The organism is Mycobacterium sp. 852013-50091_SCH5140682, assembly GCF_001665685.1.
Taxonomy (GTDB): Bacteria; Actinomycetota; Actinomycetes; order Mycobacteriales; family Mycobacteriaceae; genus Mycobacterium.
In genome coordinates this window covers 174,623-191,880 of the sequence record NZ_LZTB01000118.1, presented here as the reverse complement: position 1 = coordinate 191,880, position 17,258 = coordinate 174,623, and the positions used below count along the sequence as shown (strand labels likewise).

The window sequence follows — 17,258 nt, the reverse complement described above, 5'->3', positions numbered from 1 at the left end:
TCCCCCTCCGCCGCCTCCCATCAGCGGCTGCATCGGCTACAACGGGCGGTGGTGGGACGTCCTCGGGTAGCGGTGCGTAGTACGTGGGCGGCGGGACATAGGGCGCGATGGCGTCGGCGATGTTCGCGCAGCCGCTGACATTGATCCGGCGGCCCGCACCCACGCACACGTCGGCAGCGGCGGTACCCGCGGGCGTGACGAACACGATTGCACCGGGAATGGCGGCTGTCGCCAACGCCGCCGCGATCCAGGATCGGCGTGAGCGTCGCGTGGTCGAAGCTCTCGACATCACTGCCCCAGCAGTGGCTGGTCGGGTTCGGACATGCCGCAACGGTTGCGGAAGTCGACAAGGGGTTGGCGGATACCGAGGAGATCCGTATGGGCCTGCGGATTGCCGTCGAAGTAGGTGCGCACGGCAGTCGCCATCTGGTCGCGCGGCTGGCCGCGCAGGCTCGTGTAGAAGTCGTTGACGTCCGGATGGGTGAACAGATAGGCCGATACCGATGCCGCGACACCCGCGGAGACGCCGGCCAGGTCTGCGGCCGTGCAGTTGGGCGCGTCGACGGGCTCGGCGCCCGCCGTTGCAGGCATGAGCAGGCAGGCCATGAGCGCGGCGGCAGCGCCGGCCATCGGCAGTCCCGCCCGTCGCGCAATCGAAGAAGTCACTGGCATGGCGGGGGGATCCTTCCCGGTTGTGGCACCGATACCGAGCTGCGGCGCAGCGCAGCAGGATTATAGCGGGTATGACACCGGGCAGGTTGCCGAATTCACCTGCAGTACCATCTCATTGACGTCCTGAGTGCCGCCAGGGGACCGGATCAGCCAGAGTTGTCGCACACCGCGGCGTGGTGTCGGTAGGTAACCATGGAATCAGCGTTCTTGTTCACCTCGCGCAGTCATATGCCTTGGGTCGAAGACGTATTGGCGTCCGCCGCAGCAGAAGTCTCAGCCGCCGACGATTTCCGGCGCCGGGATGGAAGTAGAGGTATGCAAGCGACCGCAGCCCATGAGCCGCACAGTATCGTTCTGCCGAGTGGTCCATGGCCGGCCGCAGGTGTCTTCCGGTGCCGGTAAGTTTCTCGATCGCGGCACATTGCCGCCAGTCAGTTGACCCCGGGGAGGAACCCACGGTGAAGAGTGGCGAATCCGGCAAAGGCTCAATACAGAGCAGGTTGATCGCCGAGGTACGTCGTCGCATCATTGCCGGCGAGATCCCGGCCGGCGTGAACATTTCCGAACTAGCGCTGGCCGAGGAATTCGGGGTCTCGCGGACCCCGGTGCGTGAGACCTTCAAGCAGTTGCAGACCGAGGGCTTGATCGAAATCCGGCCCCGCGTCGGTACTTTTGTGACGGCACCCTCTCGGCGCGAGATCTTGGAACTGTTCGAGATGAAGGAACTGCTCGAGGGCGCCGCCGCCCGGTTGCTCGCCCAGCGAGGCCGGGTACCGGAAGTCGATCAGCTCGAAGAGAACCTGCGCCAGTTCGACAAAGCTGTCACATCGGATGATCGGGACCGTTACGCCGAGCTGGTCGACGAGTTCCACAACCTGCTCATCGTCGGTGCCGACAATGCCAAGTTGCAGAGTCATTACCGAACATTGATGAACCAGCTTGCGTATCCGCGCCTGGTGAACACGTCGCTCGGCCTGCCCGGGCGGCCCCTTCGGTCCGATCGTGAGCACCACTTCGTGCTGGATCTCATCCTCGCCAAAGACGGTGACACTGCCGAACGTGTGATGCGTGAACACGTCCGCACCAGCCGTCGGCTCATCCTTGCTCGCCTTGATCTTGCGGTCAGCACGCCGGCTTCGGACGGTGCTGAATTCAGCTGCTAGCCAATGACTTTGGTCTGCATCTATCGTGGACGTGGCCACACCGCTGAAGCGGTGGCCGCCACCCCTCACCCTCGAGTATTCATTGCCATGCAGTACCGGTGTTTCGGTGCGCGCGACGCCACCCGGGCAGTCAAAGGTGTGGTGTCATGCACCGCTAGTGCGCTATGGTGCACTCCGTGGATTCGGTAGCCAAACTCGCAACAGCGATCGGTGCGCGGGTCAAGCAGGAGCGTCAGGCGCGCGGCTGGACCTTGGACCATCTCGCCGAAGTCGCGTCGGTCAGTCGCCGCATGGTGGTCAGCGTCGAGCAGGGTGCCGTCAATCCCAGCGTGGGAACGCTGCTGCGGCTCAGCGACGCTCTCGGCGTGGGGCTCCCGGCGCTCGTGGAGCCACCGGAGCCGAAGTCGGTCAAGGTCGTTCGCTGCGGTGACGGCGCGGAGTTGTGGAGTGGTGCGGCAGGCGGGCGCGGTGTGCTGGTCGCAGGCACGAGCCCGCCGGACGTCATGGAGTTGTGGGACTGGTCGCTGGGACCGGGGGACCGGCATGTCAGCGAGGCGCACTCCGCCGATACCAAGGAACTGGTCCATGTCCTGGAGGGCGCGATCACGGTCGACGTCGCCGATGAGGTGATCGCACTGGAAACCGGGGATGCCATCGCCTTTCCCGGCGATGTCGATCACGCGTATACCAATCCGCATACAGCCCCGGCGCGATTCTCGTTGGCCGTGTTCGAACCCGGGCTGGGTGGAGCATCTGCACCTTCGGAGCCCCGTCATGGCTGAATCTCTGGCGGCGTTCCTCGCCGGCGCGCGAATCGACGACGCCGTTTTCGCCTTGCGACCCGATTACCGCGCCGTGCTGCTGGCGGTCGACGGCTTGGTGCCCGGGCCCAGCGACCACGCCGGCCAGATGCTCCTGCGCGAGGCCGAATCTCTTGCTGCGCAATCGATCAGCGAACTTCCCGTTGATCAGCTTCCGCACATCGCGGCCTGGCGCGAGGCGTATCGGGCGTTCGGGGCGAAACCGCAACGCACCCGCAACAGCGTGGAAGCCCTCACGCGGCGGGCCGGCTCGGGTCTGCCGCGAGTCAATCGGCTCACCGACATCTACAACGCGATCTCCGTGCTGCATCAGGTTCCGGTGGGTGGTGAAGACCTGTCCCGGTACAACGGGTCGCCGCAACTGATCCGCGCCACCGGCGACGAGAGTTTCGACACCATGGCCGACGGTCTGGAGATCGTCGAGAATCCGGAGCCCGGCGAAGTCGTGTGGTGCGACGACGCTGGAGTGACATGTCGGCGGTGGAATTGGCGTCAGGCCCGCCGCACCCAGCTTCGGGAAAACACGACTTCGGCGCTGTTCATCCTCGACGCGCTCGGTGCGATGACCGATGTGCAACTGCACGCCGCCGCCGATGACCTCGCTGCCCGGCTGCGCGGGTTGGGCACGAATGTCCTTGTAGAACAACGCTTTATGTCCAGCACCTCACCGAAAGCCGAGGAGTCCGCATGCTGATCCACCCATGGGATGCCGCACTGGAAACCGCCGAATGGCAGGAGTGGCTTGCCCACACCGACCAGTTCGGGATTTTGGCGGTCAACAACACCGACCCCACCCAGGCGCCGGTGGTGGTGCCCACCCATTTCACCCCGGCCGGCGAAGAGTTGCTGGTCCATCTGGCCCGGCCGAATCCGGTGTGGCCGCACCTGGAGGCTGCCCGCGAGGTTCGGCTGGTGGTGATCGGTGATTACGCGTACATCCCGACGTATTGGCGCGCCAAGGCGGGCGGCCCCGACGAGGACGGCGTGCCCACCAGCTACTACACCTCCGTGCAGTTCGTCTGCCGGCCCACAGTGGTCGACGATGCCGAGGGCAAGGTGTCGATTCTGGCTGCTCAGCTCGGGGACTTCCAGCCCGAGGGCCGGCACGCCGAGGTGGCCGTCGACGATGGTCCGTACGGGCGCATGCTGCCCGGCATCCGTGGCCTTCGACTGTCCGTTGTGCGCGTCGAGGCGAAGTTCAAGTACGACGACCATAATCCGGTCGAGCACCGCGAGCGTGTCATCGGCAGCCTCGAGGACCGCAACCATGGTCTCGACCGCGGAGCCGCAACCCAGCAACGCCGTCGGTTGGCTGCGATCGGCGACTGGAAGACGTTCCGCACCAAGCAATGACGACGGCGGTGGGCGCCCCGGCGAGGGCCGCGGCAGGTCAGCTCGTGGCGTCGAGGATCTTGATCGCGAACACCAGCGTGTCGCCCTTCTGGATCCCGGCGCCGGGCTGACCGTCGGGATAACCGTCTGCCGGCGTCATGGCGACCGCCACGGTGGAACCGATCTTCTGTCCGGCGATGGCCTTCTTGAAGCCGGTCACCACGCCGTCGAGCGGGAACTGGACCGGTTCGCCGCGTTGGTAGCTGCTGTCGAACACTTTGCCGTCACGACCGTTGACTCCCATGTAGCACACGGAGACCGTTGCGGTGTCCGCGACGACGGGTCCGTCGCCGGGAACCAGCGTGTGCACCTGCGTCTCGGTCACGCTGAACGGTGCGCCCACCTTGACGTCCGGCGCCGTGGTGTCTGTGGAACCGGTGACGCCGACGCTGCCGGTGGCGCCCGTCAGCGTCCACTGGGGATTGCCGCCTGCGGCCGGCGCTGCCGTCGGGCAGGTGCTGGCAATGGGTGCGGTGGTGCTGACCGGCGACGGGGCAGTGGCGGCAGAGGACATGTGTGTGGCCGGAGCACTCGACGTACTTGCCGACGGGCTGCCCGCATCGGAGCCACATGCGGCAAGCGTCATGGCGACCGACGCAGCGCAGGCCGCAAAGGCGACGGAACGGGTCACACGAGAGGAGTTCACGGCCGCCACGCTACAGCCCTGTCCGCGGTTCACCGGTCATCGGGCACTCGCCGGCGGCCGATACGTCATGCCGGCGTGTTGTAGCGGTACCGGTTGCGCGCCACCATCGTCAGCTTGAGGTCGTCGATGAGCGGGTCGAAGAAGGTCGCTCGATATTCGGCATCGGTGACTGCCCGCGCGCTGACATACATGAACGTCAGTGATCCCAGGAACAGCGTGGTGTAGGCCAGCGCCTGGGGGACCGGCAGCACGAGCCCGAGGATGTTGGCAGAGCCGGAACCGCCGCGGGTCCATTTGTCGGCCACTTCCGGGCTCAGCACGATGAGGCCGAGCACGAAGAAGATTCCCGAGGTGACGGCCGCGACCATAAGAACCTGCGCGATCTGGGTGGCGGCGAGAACGAAAATCTCGTTGAATCGCTCGCCGCGCGTGAGTGGATACGGTTCACCCGGGTCGGCCATCTGGTCGAACGGTGTCCCTTTCAAACGGTCGGCGTGGCGGGCAGATGCTGATGCGGATTGCAGGATCGGCTTGGCTCGCTCGACGAGGCGCGAGACCACGAACGCGACTGCGATCATGACCAGCAGGCCAACAGCCAGCCACATCCTTAACGGGGTGATCGTCGCGGCCATCAGCCACACGTGGGTGTTGAAAAACACGAGCACGGTGAGGAGTACGACCGGTAGCGACCCGACCATCAGTTCACCGATCCCCGCGATCTGCGTCATGGTGAGCCGCGCCGCCCAGCCCAGGACTGATCCGATCCCAGAGGCGGTGAGTGCGAGCACCGCTGCGACGATGCAGACCGTCACCCCCAAGGACGCCCAGTCTCGCTCAATGACGCTGCAGACCAACGCAATCACCAGTGACGTCGCCGACGCGACGGACTGACTGCGATCCGTGGTCATCCGTGCCACCAGCCAGCCGACGGCGGCAACAAGGGGCACCGCGAGTGTCACGACAGTCAGCGCGACCCATTGCACCGGGGTGATGTCGACCTCGTCGACGTCGAGCGTCGTCGTGCCGGTGAGCAGGTAGATGATCGCCGAACACGTTGAAATCACCGCGAGGCCGGCCAAGGCCGGGGCCGATCGCGGCCACACCGCCCGCAGTCGGCCGCGTGCCGTGAGAACCGACGGAAGGCCACGGTCCAGAAACCAGCGTTCAGCGGCGCGCAGGTCGGCGGCCGGCGCTGTCATCGGATCCTCGTCTGAGCGCAGAGCGGCACATTCACTGCAACACGACCGATGTGCATGCGTTCTCCGCTCGGCTCAGGACAACAACTTTCGCAGCGTAATCCCTGGTTGCTCCGCCGGCGGGGAATGCTGCGGCCCACTTTGGCCGAACTGCTCGTCTGACCTCGCCAAAAGTCTTGGCCGGCACCGAACTCATTCTCAGCAAAGCCTCAGTCGGCGCAGGCAACCTACCTTAAGGCGCCGGCACGGCGCATGGGTATCTGCGTCTCGAGGAAGAAGAAGCCACGCAATGAGTGACTGGTCGAGGAATTCGTCACAGCCGAGCCACGATGAGTGGCGCCCGAAACAGCCGTCTGATAACCAGAATCCGGAACAGTGGAACCAGTCCGGATACCACTATGCGCCCAACTCGTCCGGTGTCAGCGGGCTGTACCCGCCGCCGTATGTGGCGTACCCCGATGCGGCTGCCCCGTTCAAGGAACCGCAAGCCCAGCAAAACCCGCAGCCGCGCAAGCGTGCTCGGGTGGGTGTTCTGGTCGTCGGTACAGCCGCGATGGCGATGGCTGCGGGTGCTGCGACGGCAGTCGCCGTGGTGGACCATGCGGGGCACGCGACACCCAGCGCGCAGGCGCCCGCCCCGGCGAACATCGGAAAGCCGGCGCCGGCAAAGGGTTCCGCGCCCGCACAGCCGGGAAACTCAGCGCCCACGGGATCGGTCGAGCAAGTGTCGGCCAAGGTTCTGCCCAGTGTGGTCAAACTGCAGATCGAAACCGGGCAGGGGCGTGAGGAGGGCTCCGGCATCGTTCTCAGCGCCGACGGGCTCATCCTGACCAACAATCACGTCGTGGCTGCCGTCGCCCAGGATGCCGGCAACCAGGGCCCGATGACGTCCGACAGCGGACCACGCATGCGGATCCCCGGCCTGCCGGGCGGAATGTTCCCTGGTGGGCAGTTGCCAGGTGACAGCCAGGACGGACCGGACGCCCAGGATCCGTCGGACGGGCCGTCCGCACGACCGTCTGGCCGGGTTTCCGGGGCCACCCAGGCGACGGTGACGTTGTCCGACGGCCGTACGGTGCCGTTCACCGTCGTCGGAGCAGACCCCGCCGACGACATCGCCGTGGTTCGGGCCCAGAACGTCTCCGGGCTCACGCCGATCACCATCGGTTCGTCGAAGGATCTCAAGGTGGGGCAGAACGTCGTGGCGGTGGGCTCACCGCTGGGCCTGCAGGGGACCGTGACAACGGGCATCATCAGCGCACTCGACCGCCCCGTCGCGACCGGTGACGAGCAGACCGGTCAGCACTCGGTGATGAGCGCCATCCAGACGGACGCCGCGATCAATCCGGGCAACTCGGGAGGGGCGCTGGTGGACATGAACGGCGATCTCATCGGGGTCAACTCGGCGATCGCCTCACTGGGCGGTGGCCAGGGCTCGCAGGGTGGCGGGCAGAGCGGGTCGATCGGGCTCGGTTTCGCGATACCGGTGGATCAGGCCAAACGCATTGCCGACGAACTGGTTTCGACAGGAACCGTCCAGCACGCCTCCCTCGGTGTTCAGCTGGCGACTGCCAAGGACGGCCACGGCGCGGCCGTCGCCGGCGTCGTCGACGGTGGCCCGGCGGCCCAGGCCGGCCTGCCCAAGGGCGCGGTGATCACCAAGCTCGATGATCAGGTGATCGACGGTCCGGACGCGCTGGTCGCCGCGGTTCGTGCCAAGGCGCCGGGGGACAACATCACGCTGACCTACGACGACCCGTCCGGGGCCTCCCAGACCGCTCAGGTCACCTTGGGCCAGGTGCAGTCGTAACCGCCTAGTGCTTCTTGTTGTTCTGGTCGGCCGCAGCTTGTGCCTGATCCTGGGCGGCCTGCTGCTGTGCGGCCGCAATCGCCGCCCGTCCTTCGGGGCTGGCCGCGGAGTTGCCGGCCTGGGTTGCGGAGGCCACCGTGGCGCTGCAATTCAGGTTGAGCAGCACGGTGTCGGTGACCGCGGCGAACTTGTCGCCCTTGATCCAGGGCGCCTTTTCCGAGCTGGTCACCACACACTTGTCGTCGGGCAGCGTATCGCCCGAGCGGGTGGCGATGACGCCCTTCATGCTCGCGGCCGACAGCGCTGACTGAGCGTCGGCGTAGGTCTTACCTGCGTAGTCGTCCGCCGAGGCTACGCCGGTCGCCAAGATTCCCACCGGAATGGCTGCCGCGCCGATTGCTATGGCGGCTCTGCCGACCAGCTTGCTCATCGTCCTCCGATCGGGTCGCATTCGTAATGCACGAGGGACGTTATGAGCGGCGCACTGTTAGGACGCTGAGATGGATCTGGCAGCTCTTTGGACTTTTGCTGCGGATTCGGTTGGCCGGTGAGGATCACGCCGTCACGGGCGAAGGCTGGCGACGCGTGCCTCGTTGATCCGGTGAACGCGGACGCTCACCTCCAGCTGGAACCGGTCGGCCGGATTCTTCAGCGACAGGCCGGTGAGTTCCTCGATGAGCTTGATCCGATACATGAGGGAGTGCCGGTTCAGGAAGAGCGCCCGGGCGGCCGCGCTGATGTTCGTGGCTTCGTCGAGGAGGATCTCCAACGTGTGCACGAGTTGGCCGCGGCGGGTCTTGTCGTAGTCGACCAACGGCTGCAGAGTTTGCAGGATGGTCGCCATGCACCTCGGATGCTGACGCAGTACTTCAGCGAATTGCCATGAGCCTGCAGGTTTTTCGGTCACGGGCGACGCCACCGACGGCGCGACGGTGACGGCTTGGCCTTGCAGGGCGGGTAGCAGAACCCAACTGACGAGGTGCTCCGGCAGTGCGCTGAGCTCCTGGGCGGACGCGACCAACGCCGAGACCGTCGCCGCAGGCTGAGCCGACGAGAACTGGCACATCACGAGGTCCTCGGTCACCGACGACCTCACCGAGAGGCCGGCCGCGGCCGCCAAGTCGTGCAGAGCGTGCGCGAAGACGCCTGCGACGTCGGCCCAGGAGCCGTGCTCGTGTTCACGGCGGCCGATGGCCATCTCGATCTGCGCCTCGGGCGACAGCGGGCTGACCAACGGCAGCAGGTTTCGCTGAACCTCGGAGAAGGCGACTTCCCAGGGCAGCAGCACCACCGGGAACTCGTGGTGATCCGCGAGCGGGACCAGTGAGGCCAGCAGTTCGTGGACGGCGACGTCTGGCGGAGGGTTCACCACAACCCCGGCAGCCCGAGAGGAGACGACGTAGGTGAGGAAGTCCCGCACACCTGGCTGATGGATGTCGGCGCCGGTGGTCAGGACGAGGTCACCGGCGCGGACGAAAGATTCGGCGGGAGCGTGCTTGATGTCCACCCAGTGCACTTCGCGGGTCAACCCGCGATGCCCGGCGACGACCGAACCCTGGTCCAGCGGCGGAACGGTCAAGGCCGCCGCGACGCTCAGCGGCGTGTCCCGCGACATGTCGTCCCTTCTGCTGATCGACCGCATTCGGCTCGGTTGTTCGGTACCGCTGCCGACGAGACTGCTGCAGGGCGCCGACACCGGATTTGACGGTATCAGCGCCCTGGACGGCAGTGGAATCAGGAGAACGGTCGGTGGGCGACGGCACTCATGGAGCTGACGACAGTTCCGAGGTCGCCCGCCGGCTCAGCAGCATGCCGACGCCGAAGAACACCAGCGGCATCACGCCGAAGATCGCGGCCAGGGTCGCTGTCCCGCCGACCACCAGGGTCAGGTTCGACACGACCAGCACCAAGGCTGCGGCCAGGGCGAGGGTGGCGGCCGATGCGAGCACCACAGTGCCGGTGGATCCACCGCGGCGGCGGAAGAAGATCACCACCGAGACGGTCGTCAGCAACCAGAGGATCGCCAGCGCCAGGATTCCCAGGCCACCCAGCGGGCCGAAGATCTGCAGCACCGGATCCAGCTTCAGTGCGGCGAGGACCGCCATGATCACGAACGATGCCACGGTGATGACCAGCGAGGAGTTCGAGGGCGAACCGTGCCGCGGGTGCACCTGGCCGATCTTCGTCGAGAAGACTCCGCTCTGCCCCAGGACGAACGCATACCGCGAGCTGATGTTGTGGAAGGCCAAGGCGCACGCGAAAACACTGACGAACCAGAAAGCGGTGTTGAGGTCGCGGCCCACCATCCCGAGGTACTGCTGCGCGGTGTTCACCATGAAATTGTCCGGATCGTCCTTGGCCGCCTGGATGGCGTCGTGCCCGCCGTTGCCCTCGATGAGAGCCCAGCTGGAGAAGGCATAGAACGTCGCCACGATGCCCACCGCCCAATAGGTGGCGCGCGGCACGGTGCGGTCGGGGTCTTTGGCCTCGTCCCGGAAGACGGCGGTCGCCTCGACGCCGACGAAACCCCACAGCGCGTAGAGCAGGGCGATGCCGAATCCGCCTGCGATGCCCTGCGGGGTGAACGAGTCGCCGGTGATGCCGTGTTCGCCGCCGCGCACCACGATGACCAGGTCCAGGACCAGCAGGATGGCGACCTCGGAGACCAGGAAGACGCCGAGGACTTTGGCGCTGAGGTCGATATCGCGGTAGCCCAGCCAGGCGACGACCGCGAGCACCAGGCCCGTCAACACCCACCAGGGGATGTTCGGTCCGTCGAATCGCGTGATGAGGCCGTTGAGGATGACACCGTCGTAGGCGGCGACGGCGAGCAGAGTCGCCATGTAGGCCGGGAGCGCGAGAACGGCGGCCCCGGTCCCGGCCGCTCGGCCGAGTGACTCCCGGATGTAGGCGTAGAAGGCGCCGGCTTCGGTGACGTATTTCGACATCGCGACGAAGCTGGCCGCGAAGAGCAGGAAGATCACGCCGGCGACGACGAAGGCCACCGGGATGCCGGTGGTGTTGCCGAGCACCATCGCGATCGGCACGTTGCCGCCGATGGTCGACAGCGGCGCCGCGGCGGCCACGACCATCAGCACGATGGCGGGCACGCCGAGGTGCCCGCGCAGTTTGGCCGGATGGCGCTCCGGTGACGTATCGCCGCGAGGCGTGTTGTCCGCGTTGACAACCTCGGTCATGGGTTGATTCCTCCTCTCACAGCGCAGTCGCGGGCGGCGGCTGCGTGTAGTTCGGCGCAAGTCTGCGAGAAGGGCGGGCCGACTGTCAGAGGCTCTCTGCGACTTTCCAACACATTGTTGTAGGCCACGTCACAGCGGTACCGCCGCGGTGAGCACTGCATCAACATGTTGGTGGCAGCCGGACGCAGACCGTGGTCTCGCCCCGGAGGCCCATCGATGCTGAGCCCGTCGTGTACGAGAGAGGTATGGGGGAGCGGTATGTACCTGAGCGGCACCGAGTTTGAGCAGGATCACCGGCTCGGGCGGATCCGGATGCTCGACGAGCAGCGGGTCAACCTCGACGGGTTCGCCGAAGCCGACCCGGAACTGGGGATGATCTCGCATCTGTCACCCCACGACCCGGAACCGTCCTGGGTCGTGGGCGACGACGGCACCGTGCTGGAGATGGATTCGACTCAGGCCACGGACTTCGACACGATCGACGAGTTCATCGTGCGGTACGCGATCGACCATGCCGAGGCGCCGCGGTCGATGGCGATGGCCGAAGTCGATCTGGCGCGCATGATCGTCGACTCCAGCGTTCCCCGCGAGCAGGTGTTGAGAGTCTGTGCGGGACTGACCCCGGCGAAGATGGCGCGCGTGGTCGCGATGCTGCAGCCGGTCGAAATTCAGATGGCGATGATGAAGATGCGGGCCCGTCGCACTCCGGCCAACCAGGCCCACGTGACCAATCGCCTCGACGACCCGTTGCTGATCGCGGCCGACGCCGCGACTGCGGTGGTGTACGGGTTCCGGGAATTGGAGGCAACCGTCCCGGTGCTCGACGATGCCCCGGCCGTTGCCGTGGGACTGCTGATCGGCTCCCAGGTGCCCGCCCCCGGCGCGCTGACCCAGTGTTCGGTGGAGGAGGCCCGCGAGTTGGAAATGGGTGTGCGGGGCCTGGTTTCGTACGCCGAGACGGTGTCGGTGTACGGCACCGAACAGGTCTTCACCGATGGTGACGACACCCCGTGGTCCAAAGCGTTCCTGACCTCGTGCTACGCCTCCCGCGGGATCAAGATGCGGTTGTCCAGCGGTGCCGGGTCCGAAGTCCTGATGGGCGAGGCCGAGCGAAAGTCGATGAACTACCTGGAGTCCCGATGCGTGGCGCTGGCCAAAGGGATCGGGGCCCAGGGCGTCCAGAACGGCGGTATCGACGGCGCGTCGATCACGGCGTCGGTACCCGGTGGCGTCCGCGAGCTGATCGCGGAAAACCTCATGGTCATGCTTCGCGGGCTGGAATCATGCAGCGGCAACGACACCCTGGTTTCCGAATCGACCATGCGCCGCACCAGCCGGACGCTGCCCGTGCTGCTGTCCGGATCGGATTTCATCTTCTCCGGGTTCGGCTCGGTGATGGCCTACGACAACATGTTCGGGCCGTCCAACTTCAACGCGAGCGACCTGGATGACTACCTGGTGCTGCAACGCGACTGGGGTGTCGACGGCGGCTTGCGGTCGGTCGACCCGACCACCCTGGAGGCCATGCGCCGACAGGCGGCCGAAGCCACCCGTGCGGTCTTCGAATACCTCGGGCTCGCCGACTTCGATGACGAACACGTGGAAGCTGTTGTGGGAGCGGCAGGTTCGAAAGATCTACCGAGCACTGACGGGGTGAGGGTGCTCAGCGCGGCCAGGATGATCGAGCAATCCGGGCTGACCGTTCTCGACGTGGTCGCCGCGCTCGCCGAGACGGGATTCCCCGACATCGCCGATCGCGTGCTTGGCATGGCCCGGGCCCGGATCTCCGGCGACTACCTGCAGACCGCGGCGATCTTCGATGAGGAGATGAACGTGCTGTCGGTGCTGACCGACCCCAACGACTACCGTGGGCCGGGCACGGGTTACCGGCCGTCGGCTGAACGGCAGGCACAGATCGACAGCGTGCGACAGGCCCGTTCGGTCACCGACCTGGTGCGAGAGCAGGCGAGTTTCGCCGAACCGGACCGGCTGATCGGCCGCGGTGCGGCGCGGGTGGGCGAGGATCCGCGGGAAGTCGTCATCGGGGTGTCACCTGCGTTCGGCACCAAGCTGTTTCGCACCCTATCGGGCATGACCATCTACGAGGCTCTTGAGCAGATCTTCGCCGGACTCGAGGAGGAGCAGTGCGTGCCACGGCTGGTGCGGATCGCCGACAGCATCGATCTCGGCGCGATGGGAAAATCCGCGGCGCGGCTGTCCGGGTCGGGGATCTCGGTCGGACTACAGGCCAAGGGCACCACGATCATCCATCGTCGCGACCTGTCCCCTCTGGCCAACCTCGAACTGCTCAGCATCGCACCGCTGATCACCCCGCAGATGTACCGGCTCATCGGCATCAATGCGGGCAGGCACGCCAAGGGCACGACGCCCGCCCCGATGCGCAATGCCTACACCGAGGAGGCGATCACCGCTCGGTATCACACCAAGGTTGTCGCGATGGTCGCGATCGAGCGCCGAGAGTCGGCCTGCCGCAACGGAAACGACAACACCCCGCACGTGGAATTGGAGTTCAAGCGATGACTGCCACGTCACACTCGGGCCGCAGCGTCCACGACGTCACCGTCGACGCCGCCCGCAACGGAGACCTCACGCTCGATGACGTCCGGATCAGCCGGGAAACCCTGCTCGGTCAGGCCGATACCGCCGAACGGGCGGGGTCGGTCCAACTGGCCCAGAACCTTCGGCGGGCAGCCGAGATGACTGCGCTGAGCGCCGAGGACATGCTCGCCGCGTACGAGGCGCTGCGGCCGGGGCGTTCCACGTTCGAGGAGTTGGAGGCGGTGGCCCACCGACTCGCTGCCCAGGAGGCGCACACCTGTGCGGAGTTCGTGCGTGAGGCGGCCGCGGTGTACCGGCGGCGTGGCTTGTTGCGATGACCGTATGGGCCGGTGTCGACATCGGTAACGCCACCACGGAGGTGGTGCTCTGCGCCGGAGCCGACGTTGCCGACGTGCGGGCGAGCGCGCGTACTCCGACCCGCGGTGGGAAGGGGTCGCTGCGCGCTGTGCACGGCGCTGCGCAGCTGGTGCGCCGTCTGGCCGACGCCCACGGACTGGTGGTCGACAGAGCCGCATTCGCGCCGACCCCACCGGTCTCCTCGGCCGTCGAACGGGTCCGATTGGCGGCACACCCCACCGGCCGGCTCACCGTCGTGACGCGTTCGGCGGCCACCACCGCAGGAGATGACGCCGGCGTCGGCATACCTGTGCCCGTGGAACGCCTGGGCGAGGTGGCGTCCGAGCGTCCCGTCGTCGCGTGCGCGACCAGGGAATGGGCCTACGGCGCGGTGGCCGGCCGGGTGAACGCGGCCGTCGAGGCGGGCCGCAACGTTGTCGCGGTGCTGACCGCGAACGACGAGGCGGTGCTCGTGTCGAACCGGTTGAGGGTCGGGGTACCGGTGGTCGACGATGTCGATGTGCGGCAGGCGCTTTCGGCAGACCTCGTCGCCGTGGAAGTGCGGCAGGGAGCGGGACCGCTGCAGCGGCTCACCGATCCTTTCTGGCTCTCCGACGTGTTCGGGCTGCGCGATGACGAACGTGCGGACGCCTGTGCCGTTGCGGACGCGCTGTTCGACAGCGTGTGTGCGGTGGTCTGTCTCGACGGTGCCCCGCGTCCGGCGCCGACCGCGCCGCAACCCGAACCGATCGGCGGTGATCAGTCCCTGCTCGTCTACCTGGCCGACATTGCAACGCAAGCCAATTCGCGCCGCGGTGCGGTGGTGGTGGACAGCCTGGTGATGGCCACCCTGGCGGGCGGGGGCCGGGCACCGGCGGATGTCGATGCGCTCGGCGGCGCCCTCGGAGTTCCGGTCACCCGAATTGATTCCGAGGCCGCGGCAGCTCGTGCAGGCGCGCTCACCACACCCGGCGTCACTGGTGACGTGGTGGTCGTCGACGTCGGTGGGGGCACGGTGGACGCCGTCACCGACGACACCCGCATGGTTCTGCCCGGAGCAGGGCAACTTCTCACCACCGCTACCGCCACTGCACTCGAAATATCAAGGAGCGCTGCAGAATACGCCAAACGTGCGGAGGCGCTCACTGCCGTCACCGTCCAGCTGGTCGAGGACGAACACGGCCGGCGCCGGTTCCTCGACAAACCTGTCGACGGCCGCTGCACAGGCTGGCTGTTGACCGCGGCGCCGAGCGGTCTGCTGCCATTCACGTCGCGGCTCTCCGGTGCTGAATGGCGCAGTTGGCGCCTGGCTGCCAAGCGGATGGTGATCGGCGGCAATGTGATGCGGGGCATCGAGAAGGTGGCCCCCGACGCCGGCGGCGTGCTGCTCGTCGGTGGTGGTGCCGGCGACGACGAACTCGTTCGTGCGGTCAGCGAACAGCTCGGTCATCGCGTCGCCGTCGGGCGAGGTAACGTGCGGGGGCAGCTGGGCCATCGCTTCGCGGTGGCCTACGGTCTGGTCGCGTTGGCGGCCGCGGCGCACTGACTTCTGCGCCCCTGCTGTGGCGAACGAGTGAATGGGAGGCTCGGGCCGATGTGTGGTAACGGCGATGTGCGGTAACGGCGTCATCCGCCGTGCGACACCCGCTGACGCGGCGTCGATCAGCCGAATCGTCGCCGAGGCTTACGCACCCTACGTTGGCCGGATCGGCCGCGAGCCTGCACCCATGTCGGTCGACTACCACGAACTCGTGCGCACCACCGACCACGTGAGCGTCCTGCAGGACGTCGATGGCATTGTCGGCGTCATCGTGTTGGTCCCTGCCGTCGGCCATCTGCTGATCGAGAATGTCGCGATCGCGCCCACCGCCCAAGGTCGGGGTTACGGGCGGGTGCTGCTCGCCGAAGCCGACTGCAGGGCAAGGCAACTGGGTTATCACGAGACGCGTCTGTACACCAACGTCGCGATGACCGAGAACATCGCGTGGTACTTGCGCCTCGGTTATGTCGAGGTCGAGCGGCGTTGCGAAGCCGGGTTCGACCGGGTCTTCCTCGCCAAGTCTCTACGCTGACGGCCGAAGAATCGCGACGAGGAAGTCGGAGTTCTCGGTGAACGGACGCAGATCCCAGGTCGACAACAGCACGTCCGGCGTGAATCCTGCCGCGGCCGCATCGTCGAAAAACTGACTGAACTCGTAGTCACGGCCGCTCCCGAAGCCGATCACCGCTCGGCCGCCGTCGTCCAGGTGCGCACGCAGACGGCTGAGCACCTGAACTCTGGTGCTCGGGGCGAGAAATGTCATCACGTTGCCGGCCGACACGATGATGTCGAACGGCTCGGGGATTCCGCGAGAAGGCAGATCGAGCTCGGCGAGGTCACCGACGAGCCAGCGTGGTCCGGGGTGATCTTGCTCTGCGGCCGCGATCAGCGCCGGGTCGACATCGACACCGACCACGGTGTGGCCGGCCGCCGCGAGATATCCGCCGAGGCGCCCGGGGCCGCAGCCGGCATCGAGAATGCGGGCCTCGCGGGGGACCATCGCGTCGATCAGGCGAGCCTCGCCGGCCAGGTCCTGGCCGGCGCGCGCCATGGAACGAAACCGCTCGATGTACCACTGGGAATGGCCTGGGTCGGCCGCGACCTTTTGCATCCAGATGCTCTGCTCGACCATGTGCCCATTGTCGCAGCGTCGCGCGCGCGGTGATCCGCTGGTCGCTACCTGTCGCGAAACTCGTTGGGTGACAGTGGCGGTGCACTGTAGAGGCGCGCAAAGGTGTCGAGGCGTTCCTGCTTGGTCCGTTGGAGGTGCGTGGTGATGGCGGCGCTGGCGGCTTCGCCATCACGTTCGCGGATGGCGTCCATGATCGCCACGTGTTCGACGACCACGTCGGCAAGATCGTCGCGGTGTATCGCCTCACGGTCACAAAGGCGTAGCCGCGCCACCAGGTTGGTCAGTGTCTCCTTGAGCGTCGCATTGTGCGATGCGGCCCAAAGCACCTCGTGCCATTGCGAGTTGAACTGCCGGGCTGTGGCGGGATCTTTCGCGGCGACCGCGTGCTGGTGTAGCTGTGCGAGTTGCGCGACCTGTAGTTCGGTTCGGCGAGCCGCAGCTGCCTCGGCGGCGGCCTTCTCCAGTGCGATGCGCACGTCGTAGATCTCGATCACATCGTCGGGTGTGCCGGAGCGGATGCGGTAGCCGCGGGCGGATCGGGTGATCAGGCCCTCCTGCTCCAACCGGCTGAGTGCTTCTCGTACCGGAGTCCGTGAAACTCCGTATGCGGCGGTGAGGGCGCTCTCGCTCAGTGGCTCGGCCGTGGAGAACCGGCCCGCCAGCAGATCGGCACGAAATGCGCTGTGAAATGGCGTCCGTTGCACGTGCCCTCCAAGTTCGCGTTCTGCTCAGAATACATTTCGGGCAGTTCTGTATACAGAAAATACTCATGG

18 protein-coding genes are annotated in these 17,258 nt (G+C 66.6%); 9 read left to right on the top strand and 9 right to left on the bottom strand.

The features are described from left to right. Both A5784_RS37930 and A5784_RS30570 read right to left on the bottom strand, forming a co-directional pair. Window positions 1-289, bottom strand: a 289-nt coding sequence (locus tag A5784_RS37930; RefSeq protein WP_082945179.1) for a hypothetical protein, incomplete at its 3' end; no start/stop codon positions are given. After that, complete coding sequence (locus tag A5784_RS30570) at window positions 289-672, bottom strand: heme-binding protein (RefSeq protein WP_064948592.1); 384 nt, start codon at window positions 670-672, stop codon at window positions 289-291. The genes A5784_RS37930 and A5784_RS30570, both read right to left, overlap by 1 nt. Window positions 673-1,130: 458 nt before the next feature. Between A5784_RS30570 and A5784_RS30565 the strand changes: the two genes are divergently transcribed. From A5784_RS30565 to A5784_RS30550, 4 genes are all read left to right on the top strand, one after another. After that, window positions 1,131-1,835: a GntR family transcriptional regulator gene (locus A5784_RS30565; RefSeq protein WP_064948591.1), complete on the top strand. Its 705-nt coding sequence runs from the start codon at window positions 1,131-1,133 to the stop codon at window positions 1,833-1,835. Window positions 1,836-2,011: 176 nt separating this feature from the next. Continuing rightward, on the top strand, window positions 2,012-2,617 hold the full coding sequence (locus A5784_RS30560; RefSeq protein ID WP_197514924.1) for a helix-turn-helix domain-containing protein: 606 nt from the start codon (window positions 2,012-2,014) through the stop codon (window positions 2,615-2,617). Further along, the gene (locus tag A5784_RS30555; protein WP_064948589.1) at window positions 2,610-3,350 is read left to right on the top strand and encodes a B3/B4 domain-containing protein; all 741 of its coding nucleotides are present in this window, start codon (window positions 2,610-2,612) and stop codon (window positions 3,348-3,350) included. Before A5784_RS30560 ends, A5784_RS30555 begins: the two co-directional genes overlap by 8 nt. Continuing rightward, window positions 3,344-4,009 (top strand): FMN-binding negative transcriptional regulator, encoded by a 666-nt coding sequence (locus A5784_RS30550; RefSeq protein WP_064948588.1) that lies wholly within the window; start codon window positions 3,344-3,346, stop codon window positions 4,007-4,009. The genes A5784_RS30555 and A5784_RS30550 overlap by 7 nt, the downstream gene beginning before the upstream one ends. Window positions 4,010-4,046: 37 nt before the next feature. Here A5784_RS30550 and A5784_RS30545 read toward each other — a convergent pair whose 3' ends face one another. Together A5784_RS30545 and A5784_RS30540 are read right to left on the bottom strand one after the other, a co-directional pair. Beyond that, entirely contained in the window at window positions 4,047-4,694 is a 648-nt protein-coding gene (locus tag A5784_RS30545; protein WP_197514923.1) for an FKBP-type peptidyl-prolyl cis-trans isomerase, read from the bottom strand. 65 nt (window positions 4,695-4,759) lie between these two features. Then, window positions 4,760-5,893 carry a hypothetical protein gene (locus A5784_RS30540; RefSeq protein ID WP_064948586.1) on the bottom strand — a complete coding sequence of 378 codons (1,134 nt, stop codon included), beginning with the start codon at window positions 5,891-5,893 and terminating at the stop codon, window positions 4,760-4,762. A gap of 529 nt (window positions 5,894-6,422) precedes the next feature. Between A5784_RS30540 and A5784_RS30535 the strand changes: the two genes are divergently transcribed. After that, window positions 6,423-7,700, top strand: coding sequence for a S1C family serine protease (locus A5784_RS30535; RefSeq protein ID WP_502687551.1), 1,278 nt, complete (start codon window positions 6,423-6,425; stop codon window positions 7,698-7,700). A gap of 4 nt (window positions 7,701-7,704) precedes the next feature. On the opposite strand, the gene A5784_RS30530 is transcribed toward A5784_RS30535, so the two are convergent. From A5784_RS30530 to A5784_RS30520, 3 genes are all read right to left on the bottom strand, one after another. Beyond that, window positions 7,705-8,130: a PASTA domain-containing protein gene (locus A5784_RS30530; RefSeq protein ID WP_064948585.1), complete on the bottom strand. Its 426-nt coding sequence runs from the start codon at window positions 8,128-8,130 to the stop codon at window positions 7,705-7,707. 132 nt (window positions 8,131-8,262) lie between these two features. Beyond that, the gene (locus A5784_RS30525; RefSeq protein WP_064948584.1) at window positions 8,263-9,315 is read right to left on the bottom strand and encodes a PucR family transcriptional regulator; all 1,053 of its coding nucleotides are present in this window, start codon (window positions 9,313-9,315) and stop codon (window positions 8,263-8,265) included. Between the two features lie 148 nt (window positions 9,316-9,463). Then, a complete protein-coding gene (locus A5784_RS30520) occupies window positions 9,464-10,897 on the bottom strand; it encodes an APC family permease (RefSeq protein WP_064948583.1) in 1,434 nt (477 codons plus the stop codon). A gap of 258 nt (window positions 10,898-11,155) precedes the next feature. On the opposite strand from A5784_RS30520, the gene A5784_RS30515 reads away from it, so the two are divergent. The 4 genes from A5784_RS30515 to A5784_RS30500 all read left to right on the top strand — a co-directional run bounded on the left by A5784_RS30515 (window position 11,156) and on the right by A5784_RS30500 (window position 15,885). Beyond that, window positions 11,156-13,438: a propanediol/glycerol family dehydratase large subunit gene (locus A5784_RS30515; RefSeq protein ID WP_064948582.1), complete on the top strand. Its 2,283-nt coding sequence runs from the start codon at window positions 11,156-11,158 to the stop codon at window positions 13,436-13,438. Further along, a complete protein-coding gene (locus A5784_RS30510) occupies window positions 13,435-13,794 on the top strand; it encodes a diol dehydratase small subunit (RefSeq protein ID WP_064948581.1) in 360 nt (119 codons plus the stop codon). The genes A5784_RS30515 and A5784_RS30510 overlap by 4 nt, the downstream gene beginning before the upstream one ends. Then, on the top strand, window positions 13,791-15,359 hold the full coding sequence (locus tag A5784_RS30505; RefSeq protein ID WP_064948580.1) for a diol dehydratase reactivase ATPase-like domain-containing protein: 1,569 nt from the start codon (window positions 13,791-13,793) through the stop codon (window positions 15,357-15,359). The genes A5784_RS30510 and A5784_RS30505 overlap by 4 nt, the downstream gene beginning before the upstream one ends. 64 nt (window positions 15,360-15,423) lie before the next feature. Continuing rightward, window positions 15,424-15,885, top strand: coding sequence for a GNAT family N-acetyltransferase (locus A5784_RS30500; RefSeq protein WP_064948579.1), 462 nt, complete (start codon window positions 15,424-15,426; stop codon window positions 15,883-15,885). On the opposite strand, the gene A5784_RS30495 is transcribed toward A5784_RS30500, so the two are convergent. Further along, window positions 15,877-16,485: a class I SAM-dependent methyltransferase gene (locus A5784_RS30495; protein WP_064948578.1), complete on the bottom strand. Its 609-nt coding sequence runs from the start codon at window positions 16,483-16,485 to the stop codon at window positions 15,877-15,879. The two genes, A5784_RS30500 and A5784_RS30495, sit on opposite strands and share 9 nt — an antisense overlap. A gap of 44 nt (window positions 16,486-16,529) precedes the next feature. Next, a complete protein-coding gene (locus tag A5784_RS30490) occupies window positions 16,530-17,189 on the bottom strand; it encodes a GntR family transcriptional regulator (RefSeq protein ID WP_064948577.1) in 660 nt (219 codons plus the stop codon). Window positions 17,190-17,258: the final 69 nt, after the last annotated feature.

What these genes read in the sequence shown, in the direction of transcription:
- A5784_RS30570 (WP_064948592.1), bottom strand. Translation starts at nt 672, where the DNA reads ATGCCAGTGACTTCTTCGATTGCGCGACGGGCGGGACTGCCGATGGCC.
- A5784_RS30555 (WP_064948589.1), top strand. Translation starts at nt 2,610, where the DNA reads ATGGCTGAATCTCTGGCGGCGTTCCTCGCCGGCGCGCGAATCGACGAC.
- A5784_RS30550 (WP_064948588.1), top strand. Translation starts at nt 3,344, where the DNA reads ATGCTGATCCACCCATGGGATGCCGCACTGGAAACCGCCGAATGGCAG.
- A5784_RS30540 (WP_064948586.1), bottom strand. Translation starts at nt 5,893, where the DNA reads ATGACAGCGCCGGCCGCCGACCTGCGCGCCGCTGAACGCTGGTTTCTG.
- A5784_RS30530 (WP_064948585.1), bottom strand. Translation starts at nt 8,130, where the DNA reads ATGAGCAAGCTGGTCGGCAGAGCCGCCATAGCAATCGGCGCGGCAGCC.
- A5784_RS30525 (WP_064948584.1), bottom strand. Translation starts at nt 9,315, where the DNA reads ATGTCGCGGGACACGCCGCTGAGCGTCGCGGCGGCCTTGACCGTTCCG.
- A5784_RS30520 (WP_064948583.1), bottom strand. Translation starts at nt 10,897, where the DNA reads ATGACCGAGGTTGTCAACGCGGACAACACGCCTCGCGGCGATACGTCA.
- A5784_RS30515 (WP_064948582.1), top strand. Translation starts at nt 11,156, where the DNA reads ATGTACCTGAGCGGCACCGAGTTTGAGCAGGATCACCGGCTCGGGCGG.
- A5784_RS30510 (WP_064948581.1), top strand. Translation starts at nt 13,435, where the DNA reads ATGACTGCCACGTCACACTCGGGCCGCAGCGTCCACGACGTCACCGTC.
- A5784_RS30505 (WP_064948580.1), top strand. Translation starts at nt 13,791, where the DNA reads ATGACCGTATGGGCCGGTGTCGACATCGGTAACGCCACCACGGAGGTG.
- A5784_RS30500 (WP_064948579.1), top strand. Translation starts at nt 15,424, where the DNA reads ATGTGCGGTAACGGCGTCATCCGCCGTGCGACACCCGCTGACGCGGCG.
- A5784_RS30495 (WP_064948578.1), bottom strand. Translation starts at nt 16,485, where the DNA reads ATGGTCGAGCAGAGCATCTGGATGCAAAAGGTCGCGGCCGACCCAGGC.